This is a genomic window from Microbulbifer celer (assembly GCF_020991125.1).
In the GTDB taxonomy this organism is placed as follows: Bacteria; Pseudomonadota; Gammaproteobacteria; order Pseudomonadales; family Cellvibrionaceae; genus Microbulbifer; species Microbulbifer celer.
Genome location: NZ_CP087715.1, coordinates 1,430,007 through 1,447,606, shown reverse-complemented (window position 1 = coordinate 1,447,606; position 17,600 = coordinate 1,430,007). Strand labels below are relative to the sequence as shown.

At 52.3% G+C, this 17,600-nt stretch carries 18 protein-coding genes; 8 read left to right on the top strand and 10 right to left on the bottom strand.

Going from position 1 to position 17,600, the window contains the following annotated elements; translation table 11 throughout:
* Positions 1-335 precede the first annotated feature (335 nt).
* The 6 genes from LPW13_RS06035 (at position 336) to LPW13_RS06010 (ending at position 6,244) form a co-directional block, all read left to right on the top strand.
* Positions 336-665, top strand: a complete 330-nt coding sequence (locus tag LPW13_RS06035) for a winged helix-turn-helix domain-containing protein (RefSeq protein ID WP_230438530.1) — start codon at positions 336-338, stop codon at positions 663-665.
* The gene (locus LPW13_RS06030) at positions 662-1,213 is read left to right on the top strand and encodes a hypothetical protein (protein ID WP_230438528.1); all 552 of its coding nucleotides are present in this window, start codon (positions 662-664) and stop codon (positions 1,211-1,213) included. Before LPW13_RS06035 ends, LPW13_RS06030 begins: the two co-directional genes overlap by 4 nt.
* A gap of 704 nt (positions 1,214-1,917) precedes the next feature.
* Positions 1,918-3,378, top strand: coding sequence for an RICIN domain-containing protein (locus tag LPW13_RS06025; protein ID WP_230438527.1), 1,461 nt, complete (start codon positions 1,918-1,920; stop codon positions 3,376-3,378).
* Between the two features lie 227 nt (positions 3,379-3,605).
* The gene (locus tag LPW13_RS06020; RefSeq protein WP_230438526.1) at positions 3,606-4,286 is read left to right on the top strand and encodes an outer membrane beta-barrel protein; all 681 of its coding nucleotides are present in this window, start codon (positions 3,606-3,608) and stop codon (positions 4,284-4,286) included.
* A gap of 538 nt (positions 4,287-4,824) precedes the next feature.
* On the top strand, positions 4,825-5,145 hold the full coding sequence (locus LPW13_RS06015; RefSeq protein ID WP_230438525.1) for a hypothetical protein: 321 nt from the start codon (positions 4,825-4,827) through the stop codon (positions 5,143-5,145).
* 1 nt (position 5,146) lies between these two features.
* Positions 5,147-6,244 carry an ImmA/IrrE family metallo-endopeptidase gene (locus tag LPW13_RS06010; protein ID WP_230438524.1) on the top strand — a complete coding sequence of 366 codons (1,098 nt, stop codon included), beginning with the start codon at positions 5,147-5,149 and terminating at the stop codon, positions 6,242-6,244.
* Here the strand turns inward: LPW13_RS06010 and LPW13_RS06005 are convergent, their stop codons facing one another.
* The 6 genes from LPW13_RS06005 to LPW13_RS05980 form a co-directional block, all read right to left on the bottom strand.
* On the bottom strand, positions 6,245-7,162 hold the full coding sequence (locus LPW13_RS06005; protein WP_230439155.1) for an alpha-glutamyl/putrescinyl thymine pyrophosphorylase clade 3 protein: 918 nt from the start codon (positions 7,160-7,162) through the stop codon (positions 6,245-6,247). It lies immediately after the preceding gene.
* 19 nt (positions 7,163-7,181) lie between these two features.
* Positions 7,182-7,979 (bottom strand): hypothetical protein, encoded by a 798-nt coding sequence (locus tag LPW13_RS06000; protein WP_230438523.1) that lies wholly within the window; start codon positions 7,977-7,979, stop codon positions 7,182-7,184.
* A gap of 1 nt (position 7,980) precedes the next feature.
* Positions 7,981-8,973, bottom strand: coding sequence for a thymidylate synthase (locus tag LPW13_RS05995; protein ID WP_230438522.1), 993 nt, complete (start codon positions 8,971-8,973; stop codon positions 7,981-7,983).
* A 620-nt stretch (positions 8,974-9,593) separates the two neighbouring features.
* The gene (locus tag LPW13_RS05990; protein WP_230438521.1) at positions 9,594-9,989 is read right to left on the bottom strand and encodes a hypothetical protein; all 396 of its coding nucleotides are present in this window, start codon (positions 9,987-9,989) and stop codon (positions 9,594-9,596) included.
* A 10-nt stretch (positions 9,990-9,999) separates the two neighbouring features.
* Positions 10,000-11,064, bottom strand: a complete 1,065-nt coding sequence (locus LPW13_RS05985; protein WP_230438520.1) for a hypothetical protein — start codon at positions 11,062-11,064, stop codon at positions 10,000-10,002.
* Positions 11,065-11,068: 4 nt separating this feature from the next.
* Positions 11,069-11,920: a hypothetical protein gene (locus LPW13_RS05980; protein ID WP_230438519.1), complete on the bottom strand. Its 852-nt coding sequence runs from the start codon at positions 11,918-11,920 to the stop codon at positions 11,069-11,071.
* A 606-nt stretch (positions 11,921-12,526) separates the two neighbouring features.
* Between LPW13_RS05980 and LPW13_RS05975 the strand changes: the two genes are divergently transcribed.
* Together LPW13_RS05975 and LPW13_RS05970 are read left to right on the top strand one after the other, a co-directional pair.
* A complete protein-coding gene (locus LPW13_RS05975) occupies positions 12,527-13,369 on the top strand; it encodes a Rha family transcriptional regulator (protein ID WP_230438518.1) in 843 nt (280 codons plus the stop codon).
* Positions 13,370-13,443: 74 nt separating this feature from the next.
* Positions 13,444-13,800: a hypothetical protein gene (locus LPW13_RS05970; RefSeq protein WP_230438517.1), complete on the top strand. Its 357-nt coding sequence runs from the start codon at positions 13,444-13,446 to the stop codon at positions 13,798-13,800.
* On the opposite strand, the gene LPW13_RS05965 is transcribed toward LPW13_RS05970, so the two are convergent.
* From LPW13_RS05965 to LPW13_RS18155, 4 genes are read right to left on the bottom strand one after another with little or no spacing between them, the layout of a single operon-like run.
* Positions 13,797-15,602: a hypothetical protein gene (locus LPW13_RS05965; RefSeq protein ID WP_230438516.1), complete on the bottom strand. Its 1,806-nt coding sequence runs from the start codon at positions 15,600-15,602 to the stop codon at positions 13,797-13,799. The genes LPW13_RS05970 and LPW13_RS05965 overlap by 4 nt on opposite strands.
* Positions 15,602-16,807, bottom strand: a complete 1,206-nt coding sequence (locus tag LPW13_RS05960; RefSeq protein WP_230438515.1) for a hypothetical protein — start codon at positions 16,805-16,807, stop codon at positions 15,602-15,604. Before LPW13_RS05960 ends, LPW13_RS05965 begins: the two co-directional genes overlap by 1 nt.
* A 14-nt stretch (positions 16,808-16,821) precedes the next feature.
* A complete protein-coding gene (locus tag LPW13_RS05955) occupies positions 16,822-17,400 on the bottom strand; it encodes a hypothetical protein (RefSeq protein WP_230438514.1) in 579 nt (192 codons plus the stop codon).
* A gap of 14 nt (positions 17,401-17,414) precedes the next feature.
* Entirely contained in the window at positions 17,415-17,549 is a 135-nt protein-coding gene (locus LPW13_RS18155) for a hypothetical protein (protein ID WP_268932678.1), read from the bottom strand.
* Positions 17,550-17,600 lie beyond the last annotated feature (51 nt).

Here is a 17,600-nt window from a genome sequence, read left to right as displayed (position 1 = left end):
GCGCCGATAAACTGGCCCGCCGCCATCACATGGAGGACAGAGGACAGACGATGTGCAGCCTATTTGACGCTGATGACAGAGAGCCAGCGTGGCAAGAATCCGGTGGGCGGTCAGCCGCTGATGGTGCGACCCGTCGAGCGAGTGGCTCCAACTAACTACACAGGCCCTCAAAAGCGAGTCTAAAAATTCATTCCACGTGTCGCCCTAGTATGCATGCAATCTAAACTTGCCCGAGAGGCAACTTAAACCGCTTGGAAAAGAACACTCGACAAACCTACAAAGTAGGTTTATAAACCTACTTTGTAGGTTTTAAAACCCACTTTATAGGTTCATCGATGATCGAAGCAATTCTGGGCTCCCTGAGCGCCGAACGGGTTCTGCTATTCATTACCGCCAGAGAATCTGGTTACGCGGCAGAGATAGCCAAGACGTTCTCCACTGACCTCAGCCCAATTCAGAAACAGCTGGATCGCATGGAGCGAGATAGCCTGTTGATCAGCCAAAAAGTCGGGCGGACCCGAGTTTATAGCTACAACCCCCGGTACCCTTTTGTGCCCGAGCTGAAACTCTTGATAGAAAAGGCCCTAAGCATGCTCCCCGATGAACTTCGTGAACAACTGGAGCTAGATCGTCGCCGCCCCCGGAAAAAGGGCAAGCCATTATGAGCCCCATAAGTGGACTGACTCGTCTTGAACTCGCCGCCTTAATCGCAGAGACCTTAAAGAAGGCGGGCATCAACGTGGTTCTTTCGGGAGGCTCCTGCGTCTCAATCTACTCGTCAGAAAACTATGTATCCAAAGATCTGGATTTCATTGATATCAGTCTGAAGAGCAACCGCCAGATCGCCAAAGCCATTCAGTCACTCGGCTTCGAAAACCAGCCCAAAAACAGCCGTCATTTTATCCATCCCGACACAGAGTTATCTGTAGAGTTTCCCTCAGCACCACTGACTATCGGCGATGAATACATTCCATCCAGTGCTGTGAACTCGATAGCGACAGAACACGGCACCCTCAGGTTGCTGACTCCAACGGACTGCGTGAAAGACAGGCTGGCGAACTACTACTATTTCGGTGATAAACAGTGCCTGGAACAGGCCCTTTTGGTTGCCAGAGCGCACCCGGTCAATCTTGCAAGTTTGCAACGATGGCACGACAACGAGCAGGAGCAAGAGGGTTATCAGGACTTTCTAATCTTATTGAGCGAGAAGTGAGCGATATATAGATTCATAGTGCCTCCAGTGGCTCACTAGCCTATTCCTTACCAAGCAATTTAGGTGGCTAAGACGGTAGCAACTCAACGAGAAATGAAAACTTTTATTTCGGCAGCAAAAACCCGACTATAGAGATAGCGACCATTAAGGCGGGCTGAATTCGCACCACAGTTACTACCGACAAGGACTCACAATGCTCAACTTTCTACTCTGGCTCATACTATTCGTTTTCTGCTGGCCGCTCGCTCTGCTCGCTCTTCTGCTGTGGCCAATCGTCTGGCTTCTGTCACTGCCATTTCGCCTTGTGGGCATCACCTTCGAGGCCCTGTTTGCGTTCCTGCGCGCAGTACTCATGTTGCCCGCCCGTGCGCTGGGACATAAACCGACAACATAGATGGGTTATCCAGCCGCAGCGCTTTGCCCATCGAGACAAGATAGGCGCCCGTCGAGCAGCCATTCCCACAAGCCTCATCCGCTAGCGTCGACGAATGGCGCCCCGCATATTCAAATATCTTGGGACTGCCACTCCCGTTATTTCCAATCGATATTTAAAAACGCCCGTACCTGGGCATTCATCACCCTCTAAACATACTAATTATAATACTATTGTATTACCTATTAAAAATAGGTGTCGATCACGCTTAAGTAGTGCGTGCTTTCCCCAAAAATAACGAATGAATGGATAGTACAAGATGGATAGTACAATGATGAAAATGAGAGATACCTTCAGGGTATTGGGTCTATTTTTCGGCCTGCTTTGCGCTCTACAGGGCCATGCCATTACCTTAAATGGCACCACGGATATTCACGATCCTTCAACCATCGTAAAAGATGGTGATACCTATTGGACCTTTGGTACTGGCGCAGGGGCAGGCAACTTCCCGATTAACGCGCTCTATTCCACCGACCTGATCAACTGGTCGCGAGGCCCATCACCGGTGCCCCTTAATACTTATCCCAACTGGATCAATGACAAAGTCCCGGGGTTTGATGGCAACTTCTGGGCACCTGATCTGATTAAAATGAACGGCAGGTACTACCTGTACTATTCGGCGTTTTCCAACACCACCGGAATGAAATCGGCCATCGGCGTTATGGTGACCGACTCGCTGAATAACCCCAACTGGCAAGATCTAGGCATGGTGGTCTCCACCGTCGACGAACCCTATTCCGGTGGGCAGCCCGTCAACGCGATTGATGCCGGGCTGTTTCGCGATGCCGATAACAATGTCTGGATGGTCTACGGCTCGCACTACGCCGGTATCTACATGCGCCAGATCAATCCAGCCACCGGCCACTTGCTGAACGGCAACCGCTACCCCGTGGTTGGTAACAACGGCGCCTGGCACGAGTTTGAAGCCGCCCAGGTACAGTACATAAACGGCTACTACTATATGTTCGTCAATCTGGGCGAATGCTGTGCCGGTAACGAAAGTGACTATTACATTGTCATGGGACGCTCCACCAGCCCGACCGGCCCTTATATTGATCAGGGCGGCGTCGACATGTGGAACCACGGCGGCAGCCCTGTTCTTGCCACCGACGGCATCTACATTGGCCCCGGGCATTTCGGTTACCTGAACAACCACGGCCAAAACCTGGCGACCATTCATTACTACGATGGCACCAGCCCCACCGGTTGGCCTGCCCGTTTGGACATCCTGGAAATGTCATTTTCCAATGGCTGGCCGACGTTTAACCGCAACTTCTCGCTGGCCGATGAACCCGCCGGCCCCCTGTCAAATGGCCGGGTAACCTTCACCTCTGTGCACAGCGGAAAACTGTTAGAAGTGCAGTCTGGCAGCCACGACGACGGTGCCAACGTTGTCCAGTGGGAAGACAACGGCAGCGCGAATCAGAAGTGGGATATTGTCAATTTAAACAACGGCTATTACTCCATACGCGCCGCCCACAGCGGTAAATCACTGGACGTGTACGGCTGGAGCACCGAAGACGGTGGCGAGATTCGCCAGTGGGAATACCAGGGCGGCGAAAACCAGCAATGGCAGATTATCGATGAAGGCAACGGCACCTATGGCATTATTTCGCGCTTTAGCGGTAAAGCGTTGGATGTCTACGAATTCAGTACCGAAGACGGCGGTGACATTCGTCAGTGGGAGTACTGGGGTGGCGAGCCACAACGCTGGATTGTTAACTATCAATAAGGCCATCTTTTAATCAGCGAAGGCATCGCGCCACTCGGCGCGGTGCCTCCAGGGCCAAACAGCACACCTCCTACTCCAACTGCTGCGAGATGCCCACCGAGTGCGCTCAACACTCCCCGCACCACCGCCCCGCGTCTGCCCCCTCCCCCAATACGCTATCGCGTCAAGCACGTCCTTGTGGAAGAATACGCCACCTCCAAAAATGACCAGTTAACGGGGATACAACGTTGTACAAAGTATTTATGGCAGCCATCGCTGCGACGACATCCATCTCAGCCAATGCGCAAGTCAGCGACCAGCGCCCAGGCTTCCTGGATAAAGCCTACCTCCGCAGCAGCATCGGGGTAGCGAGCCTAAAACTCGACGAAAGGGCCGAAGACTTTACCAAGGACCGCAGTTTCGGCTTCTCTGTGGTTGGCGGCTATCAATACAATCGCTATATCGCCTTCGAACTTGGTCTCTACGATATCGGCGAGAGCGATACTCACATAGATTACGAATATGGCGACCTGGCACTCTATGGCGAGGAAGGCAGAGTACGGGGGACCCAGACTTTCGCCGGGCGTTTGCTCGGGGCATCCGTCCGGCTGCACACCGACATGCAACAACCCGTCTACGTAGGATTCTCGGCCGGATATCAATACTGGAGAGTCGCTACGCTTTCCAATTTGATGCAGGAATACACATACGACCTCGGCTTTTTTTATGAAGAATACTCGGAGGAACCTCCGATATCTGAAAGCTATAGGTATGAGAGCAGAAGAAGCGAGAACGGCCAGGATCCCTTTTACGGTGCCTTTGCCGTATGGAACGCGCCGATCGGGGAACTGGGACTGGAATACACCCAGTTCGCGGTAGATGGTGACCAACCTGCTCTGCTGACCGGCTCCTATACCGTTCGGTTTTGATCGATCAGCCTGTTAGCTGTCAGCAGACGAAAGGGGCCACTGGCCCCGCTCTCTGTGGGGAATGGCGGCGTGCGATGACTCGCGGCTTCGCTCCTGGATCAGAATGGGTTTACATGAAAGCTGTTGAGTCAAGGTTTGACCGTTAGCTCCTCCCTTCGCCGAGCTGTCCCGCGGCCCTACTCCAGAACGAGCCAGCCTGCCGTTGCGGGCGCTGCATGTCATCAAAGAGAGACTCAACAAGTACGGCCAAGAAGCTCAAAAATTGATTGGACTGCTATTTCAGGGGAGATCCAGGGTTATCACGCGCTTTCACGAGTGGACAGTTCGACCGGTTGCTGAATTTGAAAGTTACGGAGTGGAAGCGAGGGCAATAGGAGGGGCTAACGCCCCTCCCTTGGAGTACTGTCAATAACTGTACGGCCGCAGCTCAAAAGCCACTGTCAGCGTAATTTTCAACCTAAAAGTGCCATAACTTGAGAGTCATCACGCCATTAATGATAAGATTGTACAACCTATGGATACCTAGCTTGATAACAACTTGGAAATCGCATTTTTGACTAAAGCGCTTCGTGATCAATGCGAGAATGAATGCGTTGCCCAAGACTGTTTTGGGATTAATGTAACTGAAGTCTTGAAAAAAAGACTGGCTGATATTCGTTCAGCAACCACGGTATTTGACTTGCTGGTGGGGAAGCCTAGGCCAATACTGGAAAATGGAGATGAACTGTTTGTTCTGGAGTTAGCTGATCAATACTTAATCAAATTTTCAGCTAATCACGTTTCAAACCCTAGATTAGTCAATGATCAAATTGACTGGTCAAAAATTTACCGAATTAAAATTTTAGGGATCGAGAAATAAAATGAACAATTCCATAGCTTTTCAGCCAAATTGGGCAAGCCCTCCTGGCGATACAATAAAAGACATTTTGCATGAGAAAAATATCGAAGTTAGCGAGTTTGCACGAACAATAGAAAAGTCTGTCAGAGACACCGCTAAATTACTAAAAGGTAATTTTCCTATAGATGAAGAATTGGCACTTGATTTGGAAAAAATCGTCGGTGGCTCGATGGAATTCTGGATCAACCGTGAGAAGCAATATAGAAATGATCTACTTCATATAGCTAATAGCGAAAATGAGCAAGAGACCTGGTTGTCCAAGTTTCCAACTAGAGATATGGCAAGTTTTGGGTGGATTCCGAAGACAAGATCAAAAAGAGAAAAATTCAAAAATCTACTGGATTTTTTTAAAGTTTCATCCATGCAAGAGTGGGAAAATAAGTACAAAGGTCTAATTTTAGACACTGCATTCAGAACAACTGAAACCTTTGAGCCTGTTGTAGAGGCAACTATATCTTGGCTTAGGCAAGGGTCTATCGTAAGTGAAAATTCAAACTGCACACCACTGTGCAAGCGGAAACTTTTAAGCGCCACAGATAAAATAAAAACACTGAGTCAAGAAAAAAACCCTGCAACATTTCTCCCTCCACTTAAGGAAATACTAGCCAACTGTGGAGTTGTACTTGTTATTGCCCCAACCCCCTCTGGCTGTAGAGCAAGCGGAGCGACGTTTTCAACTCCAAATGGTAAAGCAGTGGTAATGCTTAGCTTTAGATACCTTTCCGATGATCATTTTTGGTTCACTCTGTTCCATGAAATAGGTCACCTGATTCTCCATAGTGATCGCGAGTTATTCATAGAAGAAAAGCACATATCGGAAGCTGCGGCAGAGACTGAAGCCAATCAGTTTGCAAGAAACATCCTCATTCCAGAAGAATACGAGAATGAATTCTCAAAATTAAATTCACGAAAATGGAGAGAAATCATTCGCTTCGCAAAGAAATTAAAAATTTCTCCAGGTATCGTCGTAGGGCAACTCCAGCACGCAGGATTGTTGAGGCATGACTATCTGAACAAACTAAAGAATAGATACAATTGGAAATCTATACCTCAACATTAATTAACCTCTGAATCTGACGTGCCGTTCTGGACTTTTTTGCCAATTACATAACGCATCTTCTAACACTTGCATACTCAAATATCCAAGTGACATGTTCTCATTTAGCAGGACTAGAAAGCCTTCTAAATTTTCAGTGCTTTCATTTGAATCTCGACTACCAGTGAAAAGTAGCTTTGCACCTTTTTTGGGGCCGGTGGCCATCTTCAAGTAGGCACGAGGAGGGGATATATCAACAACACCGACTTTGGCCAACATCGTCAAATAATCAAATATTGACAACCTAGAGAAACGTCGCACAAAAAACATTGAGTTATACAAGTAATCAAAGTGAGCATTCGGACAACAGTCGACTTCCTGTTGCGTAAAGGAGAAAAATGCTTGATGACTCCCGCCAACCCATTCAACGTAGCTCCGCACTACATTTATCGGGCTTCCCTGTACATTCGGTCTTAATGATTCATATTTTCGATGATTTCCGAACGCCCCACCTATATTCATATAGTTGCGTTCAAGCCATACACCAAAATCATCCAAATTACCGCACACCCTCTCCCAGGACCAAATATCGGCACCCAATGCTCCGTATAAGTCTCGAACTCTCACCCAGCCGGATCTGGCATTTTTACCTACATGGATAGCCAAGAAAACCAGCCAGCATGCCTCATCGATGCTTCCTTGCTCTTGATAGTGGACTGCCGCCTTTATAGGATCAAACATGTCATTAGTAGGATCAGAAACTTGCTCAGAAACCCCCCTCTCGCTAAGTACACGAACGTAATCAATTCTTCTAATGCTATCTATAAACTGCTCAACCAAGCAGCTACGCATATTTTCGTTACGTATCCCCTGGAGCGGAACAACCCCATCGAGCTGCTCCAGCTGGTTTCCTAGCAGTGCCCGATACTCTTCACGACTCATAATTTGCACAAATACGCCCTCATGAATAACTAGAAATCCATTTCTTAATGGAGCTTTTAACTTTTTTCGTCACTCCAAAACTGCTCTGGATGTTATGGTTAAACCCGACAACCTTTATACTCCTTCCTAATTCAACTCCGTTGACATGATCGATACTACCAACGTAAGAAACACCCTTAACATGCGCCCCATTACTCCGAGGCAGGCACCAGGAAGCCTTCTCCCTTATCGAAAAGTTAGCTTGAGTGACCTTGTTAAATTGATTGACCACGGTTGCACCGTTCAAAACAATCAGTTTTATCTTTGATATCTTTAACAAGTTAGCAAGAGAGCCTATAGAGCTCTCAAGCAAGATTTTTTTCTCTGCAGAATTTAAGCTTGACCATTTGCAGTCAGTTGCGAACGGCACTAAATCCAAATGGCATGCGGGAGACATTTCATTGTAATAAGAGAATCCGGTACCCGATATTAATTCATCCAAAGCACCAAACCACCTATCATAAGGGTTTTTCTCGAAATATTTTCTGCAAGAAATTTCAATTCGAGATAAGTGACTCCCTTTAACATCAGACCAATTTTTTACCCCCAAAGATTTTAAAGTCTCGAATCTCCGGTCCTTACCATTCAACTCCAACCCGGCATCATCAACGAACTCTTTATTGCTCGGATTCAGCCCTAACGTCGCCACATAAGACTTCACAGGATCACCAAATGAAGGAACTGGCGTACTCCAAGGTATCACTTGAACACGTGAGCGCTCCAAGCTATCCATTTTCTTAACCAAATCAAGGATTGTACTTTTAATAACCCCCTCCAAATCAGGCTCCTTCCTTCTCGAAAAGCTCTCTTTGCTTCGTCACCTCTTTCAAAACTCTCTCCCGCATTGCTATATACGGAACATATATTTCCGACGAAAGCTTACTCTTTAAATAGGAAACTACCTGAGCCCCACCCGCTGTTTTGGACTCCCTAAAAATAAGCAGAAGTATAATCAAATCCTTCCAATAACTTCCGACATCAATTTTCTCTATATCAATTTTTTCGCCCCTCCGGATTCTCCCTTCCACGTTAAGTAAAACCTCTATACTTGGCCAAGGATCGCCAGTAGGCATAGGCGGCATTGGTATGTTTGACTGGAAGCCTTCGTCAATAAAACTAACCGCCTTTGTTTCCTCTACATCGTACAAATGCAAACTTCCAACTGAGTGCTTATAAGTTCCCACCTTTACTTTTAGTGTTCTTGCGACTATCTCCTGTAAAAATGTGAATGCAAAAATATCGTGTGGCAACCCTCTAAATGCATCGTTTGACCGCATGTTTACATGCAGATGCAGCATTTCTTGACGAACGAAAAACTGTAACGTGCAGGTGCAAGGAATATCTGTATGATGTTCGAAAAGATCTTCACCATCGAAAAGCTGGATCACCGCTCTCCTAGTTGAGCTCTTCCTTTCAAGAAGCTCAATCACATTTGCTAGTTGATCGTAATGTCCTCGATGCCGAAAGATCCTGGGGCCATAACCGCCGTAAATAGTCTTGCCATCATCGGAATTCTCACCGTAACGTGGAAGGTAGTACTCAATAAAGTCCACTTCGTTTGAGCCCGAGAGATACCACAGCAGCTCACCTAAAGCGCTAAAGAGCTTTCCCTTAGTTTCCGATCGACTTAGCCTGGAAAGTGGGTTTTTAAGCTCGAGAAGTACGCCAATTAGCTCTGTAGACTTCCCGCGAGTTGAGCTAACAGAGCGACCTTTTGAAAAAAGCCTTGTAAATACCGTTTGGAGCAGATCATCCAAACTGGATTCAGACAAAAACACTTGCGATTCCTTTCTTCTTATCTTTTTTGACCGAGATCTCAAAACCCGGGTGAGCGAATTCTCCATTAGGAAAATATCCTAACTTCCAGGGTACTTGCAATGCTTTCGACGACAATGAGGGAGCGAATCTTAGATGACTTGCAGATAACCACTAGAGGATCGCACACTTACAAAAGACGGCAATAGCAGATCTGAGCTCTGGACTTAAATTCCAGACACAAAAAAGCCCGCTCAATTGGCGGGCTTCTAAGCCGTTGATTTACAACGATTGTATGGTCGGAGCGGCCGGATTTGAACCGACGACCACCACACCCCCAGTCTAGCTGGAACACTAACCCAAGTTATTGATTCTAAATGTGAAAACGACAATCACCAAGCTTCACCCGTGACCGAATAGCCGCGACGTGAGATCATACCCTGAAAGGAGGTCAAAATATGATCAAATCATGGCTTTTCGGCCGACTCAAGCCGGGCCCAGGCGGAAGAACTATAGAGGAGCCCGGCATCATACCGGATTGGCTCATTCTGGCCGGAATGGGCACTATCGCCGTTATGTTTTTGGGTTTGCTGCTCTGGATAATGGCAGGGGCACTGTTTGGATAATTTTGAATCCGTTAGTACGCCTGCTCTAGCTGCCACACCATCTCAAAATCTGCGTTGCCATCCGTCTCTACCAGCACATACCACTGAGGGTTTATTTTCTCCCAGTACAGCTGCTGTGTGACGCCGATTTCTTGACCAACAGAGACGCCCAGGGCGAGATCGTAGTCAAACCCTATTTCTGCCACCTGCTCCAGGGTTGTAGGGCTGCTGCCGACATAGAGACGGGCAGTACCGGTGACCTCCTGAAGCCCCAGAGTAACCACCTTGGACATTTTGATTGAGTAGCTAACGCGGTGCGCCTGGAACCCGGCGTGAAGCTGTTTCGGGACGTTGAATTCTGCCGCGGTGGCGACACTGCAGAACGCGGAAAGAATGATCGCTAACAGGGTGGCAGTTACTGTTTTCATGGCTGTTTTCCTATGGTGGGATTCCATCGGCAAATCCCGTGGTTGAATTGACGTAGACATACCGTTTGATGCCCCCGCCAGTGAGAGAAATAGTGGTAGCACCGTCCTCGTGGTAGTTGTGCCCCCCGCCCTGTATATCCAGGGATACGGCATTAACCGCCCACGATGTGCCCGGGCTATCGACAACAATCAGGCTGTCTCCTGGCTGCCATCCGGCGGAATCCGGGGTGAGCGTGAATGCTCCGGAGCTGGAATCAGTCGGGACGATTATTGTGCGGCTGGTGTTGTCAGGTGCGGGGATCGTGAAGCTCGAGCTCTTAATAGGCTGAACAGTGGGGACCAGCGATGTGGCTGACACTCCGTAACTGAACCGGATAATGATGTTGTCGCCGGTATTGACCGTTCCAGACCCATCCACCCGATTGATGGGAATCAGGAACCAGGTGGTGTTATCTGTCGGCGTACCGGTGATTTCAAACCGAGCCCAATTGGCACCGCTGGAGGTCTGAGCGTAAAGAATGTCGCCAGCCCGCAATGTCTGAAATAGAGCCGTGAAATCGTTCCCAGTTGAACCGGATACGCTGATAGCCATGCTGGTGGCCGACACTGGAGCGTCGTCCGTGCGAACGAATCCAAGCCCCGGATCAACCATCGTGGTATCTGCGGCGTAGAACCAGTCTCCGGTGAACTCTGACGGTGGCGCTCGGTAAACCAGCCGATCGCTGGATTCATCCACAGTCGGGAACCGCCCATCCTCGCCAGTCTTGCTATCTGGCGTGTCGGCCAGATCATCAAACCGTATCGCCACCCCGGGGCCCGGGAATGTTTGCTGGTATCGAAACACCCCAAACTCGTTGTAGGCAGAAACCTGATAGCTGACCGTATCATCAACAAATATCGCAGGAAGCTGCCCCATCCTGTCCAGGGTAACCGGCTGGGCATGCTCTATCGTTGCGCCAGCATCAGAGAAAACGGGCGCCCGGGACATGGTGTCCGAATCTACAAACTCCAGCCGCCAGCGGGGCGCGAGAACAGAATTTAGTATCAGGTCTGGCTGAAACTCTACGATCGGCATCTGGTCACCGTAAAATTGTCGCGCTCATAAAGGCGCCGCCGCCGATAGTCGCGGACTGTCCCGATCCATTGACCAGTTCCAGCTGGAACGTCTGCCCCTCTGAAACCGAAATTTCGCCGGAGGAAATGTTGAATGCCAGCGGGGCGCTGCCGCCTATATCCGTCACGTAATTACCGTCAGCCGGATACGTCGCCGGATGGCTGCCGTCGCGCAGCAATCGCAATTGATAGCTACCCTCCTGGTTGACTGTCAATTTACACCCCCCCGTTATAGATACTCGGGTCACTCCAGCGGGTATGACAATTTCATTTGATACAACGATGTCAGCATCGTCGAAATCAGTGGCTGTGAATACAACAGTGGTATCTCCGCTGGGGGCGGGCTGAGTAGCACCGCGGGTGATTTTTGCCCCGAGCCCGATATTTCCTAAATCGACCTCCTGGCCCTCTAGCGCCGTAATGCGTGACTCATGGTCCGAAACATCAGTCTGCAGCTGGTCAATATCACTCTCAGCGGTCAGTAGGTCTCCCTCTACGGCCTCAACATCGAGCTGGAGCTGCGCAACGCTCTGGGAAAGACCCGCGCTATCCTCGATGGGGTACTCGTTCGTGGTCCACCTCTGAACGTCGTTGGCGTCGTCGAGAACCACCTTCGGCGGGTTGCCGGTGGAGTCGATATAGATCGGCGGGAACCGGCCAGCAGCGTCAGCTACGATGGGCTGCGGTGCGGGAGTGGATAGGCCTGCGTCGAGGTAGACAGTCAGGTCGGTGGTGGTGCCCACCTCATAGAAATAGAGCTGGTCACCAGACTCCACAATCGTGGCAAATACTGGCTCATGGAATATTACTGCGGTCACAATTGTGCCTCCTGAAACAAAAAGCCCCGCTCAGTGGCGGGGCTTAGTTACTGTCGGTAGTGGTCTGCGGGGGTGCTGTGGTTTGAGCTGGAGGCCAGAGCTTTGCCGCGGCGTCCATGAAATCTGGCGCCTTCCATATGAACGCAAAAACAAGAATTGGGATGCAGAGCGCCCAATACCGAAGGATTGGGATGTTCATCACCAGCCTCCTAATCTCTTTGGCTGCAAGCAGCCAGCTGCTATAATCCATTTATGCTCCTTGTCTATCTCAAGGGGTGAAATAAAAAGGCCCCGCCAGCTGCAACTGACGGGGCCTTTGTTTTTTGGCATGTCTACTTTTTCTGCTGTCTATCTGTCCAGTTGCACCCATAGACGGGGGCGGCTATGATTCTTCCTGGAGCCTCAAAACTCTTCACATAGCGGTAACCGCGCCCGACAGCCAGCGGTTTTTTTGTGCCTGCGATTTGCCTCGGGGTGCATCTTTTTATGTCGGGAGGGGACGGAAATAGCCTCCGGGTAATACCGTCCGCCCTCTATGTGGGGTTTTGAGCCTCCCGGCGCCCTAATTGGGCAACATCCCTCAAAAGATGCACATAGGAGGTCTCCATGACCGCTCAACCCCTTATCCCCACTGACGCTATCGTCCTGCATGACAATCAAGTGCGCACCACCTCCCTCAAGGTTGCCGAAGCCTTCGGCAAGCGCCATGACAACGTGATACGCAAGCTGCAAACCATTGATTGCTCTCAAAAATTCAATGAACTCAATTTTGAGGGCATTGAATACACCGATGGCCGCGGCCGTCAGAAACCGGCCTTCGAGATGACCAAAGACGGCTTTGTCTTCCTGGTCATGGGCTTCACTGGCCACAAGGCCGCCCAGGTCAAAGAGGCCTATATCGCGGCCTTCAACGAAATGGCCGCTCAGCTTTATGGAGGGCCTATTCAGGGCCTCACTCCAGCCCAGCAGCGCGAGATTCAGCAGATTGTCTCCCGCCTGGCCCAGCGCCCCGGCAACACCTACGCCAGCCTGTACCGAGGATTGAAGGACCACTTTCAGGTCGGCACCTACAAGGACATCCCGGCGGAGCGGTTCGGATCGGCCAAGGCGTTTCTAATGGGCGTGGAGTCGATCGAGGGCGACTACGAACCGGCCCCGCCGACCCTGTACCACTACCCCATCGAGACCGCAAAGCCCCGGACCATGCCGCTACCACAGCAGGCGTGGCTGACGCATGAGGCCGTACTCGACCCGGGCTATGGCCGGCCGTGCGAGAAATTGCTCAACGAGCTGGCGGCGAACGGGCACGACATTTCAGGCGCGGCGCAGGAGTACAAAGCCCTGTACCTGCTGGCCCGCACCGGCAGCAGCATCATGCACGAGATGCGCGACCTGGCGGATAATGCGCTGATGCGCGGGCTCAACACCTGGTTCGGGCCGCGGCACTGACCTGTATACCTGTCCACCTTGCTCCACACTGTAATTGCCCCAGATAATGGTTCTTTTGCCGTGTGGAGCGATACGTGCCAGCCAAACAGCGCTCGTTTTTCGATAGGATCGACTGGGGATTGATCATCCCGATAGTTTTGATATCCGCGTTAGCCGTCTATACGATACATGATGAATATGGCGCCGAGATGGCGGCCTTATGTTTTTTTGGGGCTATTTTCCTGGCATTGGCCATTTATCTCGCCATGCGTCCTTGGTTTTGGATAATCGCCTTCTACTTGGGTGCTGCCGCCTGCTTCCTGACCATGCTGGCCTATGCCGTCCATTTTCAAATATTGGCGGCCTTGGGAATGTGTGTCATCGGATTTATTTCAGGATTTATAGGCCGCGTTATCGGTGTTGCTTACTATCGTCTGAACGGTTTCTTTTAAAGTTGTTGTTTTAGCAACTCCCTCATTGACCGAAACGCGGCGTCATCGTTAACCCCCCGGGCCTTCGCCAAAGCCTCAGCCGCAGCTTCTGCCGCAGCGCCGGTAACCGTTCTTTGCCCGGTGGCAAGTTCGGCGGCTCGCTTTGTTCCCTTTTCAACCTCTCCCGCCAAGGAAGTACGAGCAGTCGGGCCGAAACGCTTATCCAGCTCGTCGGCAAACAGCATCTGTGCTTTCAAGTCGTCGGTGAACCTGCCGCCATATTTCCGGCCTACAGTCTCCAGCTCATCAATTGCATCGATCAGGTTGACGCGGGATTGGGTATTGCTCATCAGCCGGCGCAGGACGGTGCCGATAGCCTTGTCGGCATTCTCCCCGTAAAGATTCACCTTGGTACCGGCCGCATCCTGGAGCGCGTCGATGGCGTTGACAGTGTCCGAATACTGGGTGTTGACGCGGTTGTATTCCTCGAACTGGCTATCCAGCGTGCTGTCCAAATCTCGGCGCAGCTTTTTGAGGACTCGCTCTGTTTTTCCTCCCAACCCGTCGGCGCTCTTCCCATAGGTAACCTGCTCGTCGATGTAGCGTTTTAGTCGGTGCAGGTCGTATGCATCCGGCGTTTTCGTGTCTCGCATCCGGGCAATTATTCGCTTGACCACCCTTTCTGCGCCTTCGACCCCCTCAATATCCGACCCTTTGAAAGCCGGCCTCAGGCGATCGTCCATGGTTACGCCCATATCGCGCAGGCTAGATAGGAAATCACCTATAGGGCCGTTGTAATTCACCTGCTGACCTTTGAGAGTTTTAGCCACAGAGTCCAGTCTCTTGCCGGCACCTTCATTGGTGCGCTTTACATGGCGAACGCGCCGCATGAGCGAATCACCGGCCACATCGGAAGCGCGGTTGTCCATCGCATAGCGGGCGTTTTTATGGCCCCGCTGACGTATTGCCAACATCCGCATCATCTTTTGGCGATCTTCCGGGGTGGCTGCCTTGACGGCGGAAATTACAGATTCATCGAACCCCTGATTAATGGCCTTTTTCGCCACTGGATCACCGGCCACGCCTTGCCATCGGTCCAGGCGGTACGGTGCCACGCTCGCATCTGTTGAGCCTTGCTCAATATTTCGAGCAATCTCCTGTTTTTGTGGAGATAAGTCAGCAGCAGATGGCCGTGCTGGCGGGGTCACACCTACACCCTGAGCGGTAGGTGTGGCGTCTATCGGCGCATCAGCGTCGCGGATCGCGGGCAATCCCCCGACCTCCTGCCTGCCGGGGTCAGTCCGTGGCCGCATGGCGCGGCCCTGTACGCCTCCATAAACCATGGATGCAATGGTGGGGAACGTGGAGGCCACAGCCCCCACCTCAGGGCCTCCAGCTCTATAGCCGGCCTCTCCGGACAGCTCTGTGGCCTTTTCCATGGCTGCGGCAGGCGCGGCTGAGGGGGCAGTGAGCACCTGTGAGGCTATTTGACCCCCGGCGGTCTTGGGCTCATAGGCCAAAGCTCCAGACACCCTTTGTCTCAAAGCTTCGGCGGCATCCGGATCTCGTGTAGCTGCAAGCTCATAAAGGCCAGCGAGGCCGCCGGCCACCTCACCAACAGCAGCGGAGCCTAGGGTTAATATAGGCTCGACCATGCTGCCAGTTAGCTGCTTCTGGACATCCATAAGCCCTGGCTCTTCCTCTTGCTGCCGGGCCTGGGCCGGCATCTGCTCAACCTCAAATCCGGCAGGGATCCCACCTGATGGCTGTGCTTGCTGCCGTTGCGGCTGCGATTCTATTTCAAACCCTTCGGGTAGTGGCATTATTGATCCCCCGCCGGTGCCCATTGGCCACCGCGCATGATCAGGCGTTCGCCCGTCTGTGGATTGCGAATTACGGTTCCATCCGGATACTCCTGTGCATCAGCTTGGCGTTGCTCAGATCCAGATTGCGACGGTCCGCCGCCAAACGCCTGCCCCAGCTGCTCCAGGTTGGCGATGGCCTGCTCGTCGCTCTGCCTGCCTACAAGGCCGCCGCCGGCAATATTGCCAATCACCTTAAGGTCGCTTTCAGACAGCACGCCGGACATGATCCCCATGTTTTCAGCGGTCGCAATATCCTGCAGCTGCTTCAGCTTGGCTTTCGCATTGAGCACATCGGGGTCGAATGTCATGCCGCGCGCAAAGTTAGTCCCCTGGAGGGGGCCAAACAGCTTTTTGGTGCTCTCGATCATCTCCGGGCTCAGCAGCTCTCGGACCAATCGCGCCCCGGTTTCCCGCATTTGAACGGCTTTCGGGTTTTCTAGTTCAGCTTGCTTTCTGGCCTCTTGTTGTGCCCTTGTGACCGCCCCAGCTCTTTCTGCCTCATTTTGAGCCACATCCTCAGCAGTGATTTGCCTGCGGCCGCCATCTGCACCCGCTTGAGGCGCGCCGCCAGGGGCCCCACCGGGAGCCCCGCCGACCTGAGTCACCTCAGCCGGGTACCACCCGCCACTGGCCGGATCAAACCGATGGGGGACGCCGCCAATATCAACGCTACGCTGAGACTCATAGCGCTGCAGGTCCCGGAAGTCGCCGCTCTGCTGGTACTGGGCCAGGGACTCCGCTGTGTAGTCGCGCGGGTTGATGGTGCCGAATCGTGGGCCGCCTTGCTCTTGCGTCCCCGGCGCCGCCACCCCAGCCACTCCCCGAAGCCTCTGCAGCACCTGCGGGCTGTACTGGTCCGGCGTGGGCTCGCCCTCCAGGTCGTAGCCGCGGCGCTGGGCCTCGCTGTACCAGCCGGCGTAGACCTGCGGCTGAGCGGTCTCAGGAACTGATTGCAGCGCCTCGACGCCCTCACGCAGGAATTGCCTCTGCTCCTCGACCTGCTGCGCCTGCGCCATTCGATTGCGATCCTGCATAACATCCTGGCGCTCCTGCTCAACCATCCGGTTGCGGTAACCCCGCTCCAATCCACGATCTACAGAGCTGGCAATTCCGGCTCCTGATCCACGCCCGAACTGCGCGACATAGTTTGAAATATCAACCATTTATATTACCTGCCTCAGGATGGCTGCGGGAGCCACGACGCCCCGTAACCTGTAACCGCATTTGTGATGCCGCTCATCAGCGAGTTTTTGATGTTTGCGTCGGCCATGTAGCCGGAGGCCCGGGCACCAGCGGCACCGATCTGGGTATTGGCCACACCGGAGGCCGTGTCCTGGTCGATTCCCGCCTGCGCGCCGGCGACATTGGCGCCGAGGCCCTGCTGGCCGACCAGCCGGTTGTACCAGTTGCCGTACTCGGTACTTGCGAGGCCCTGACCGAAACGGTTGAGGTCTTTCAGCGTGGCTCCGGACAGGTTCATACCCCGGGCAGCCGCGCCGCGCTCCAGGGCCTGCTCGCCCTGCTCCAGACGGAACTGGTAGTCGGGCGATTCGTAGAACGATGAGAAGTCCCCATCCATCACATCCTGAATCATCCTGTTGGCAGTTTGCCCAGTCTGGGCGTATGGAGCGTATCTATCGAGCGCAGAGTCACCGCCGGCCTGGATAGTCTGCCCGGCCTGCTGGTAGCCCTGGCGCTGCGCATCGGCTGCGCGCTTGGCTTCATCGGCGCCGAACAGGTTAGTTACGAATCCCATGATTCCCCCCCCCCTTACGGTGTGTGCAGCTTGCCGCCGATTGGCGCGACGTTGACGGATGATGCCTGATCGGCCAGTGCCTGAATGGATCCGCCGTTGGCGAGGCGTGGCACCGGGATGATGATGTAATCGTTTGGTGGTACGGACATGTCTACAGCGATTGCATTATTTGCAGATGCGCTACCTCCAGATGGCACGGC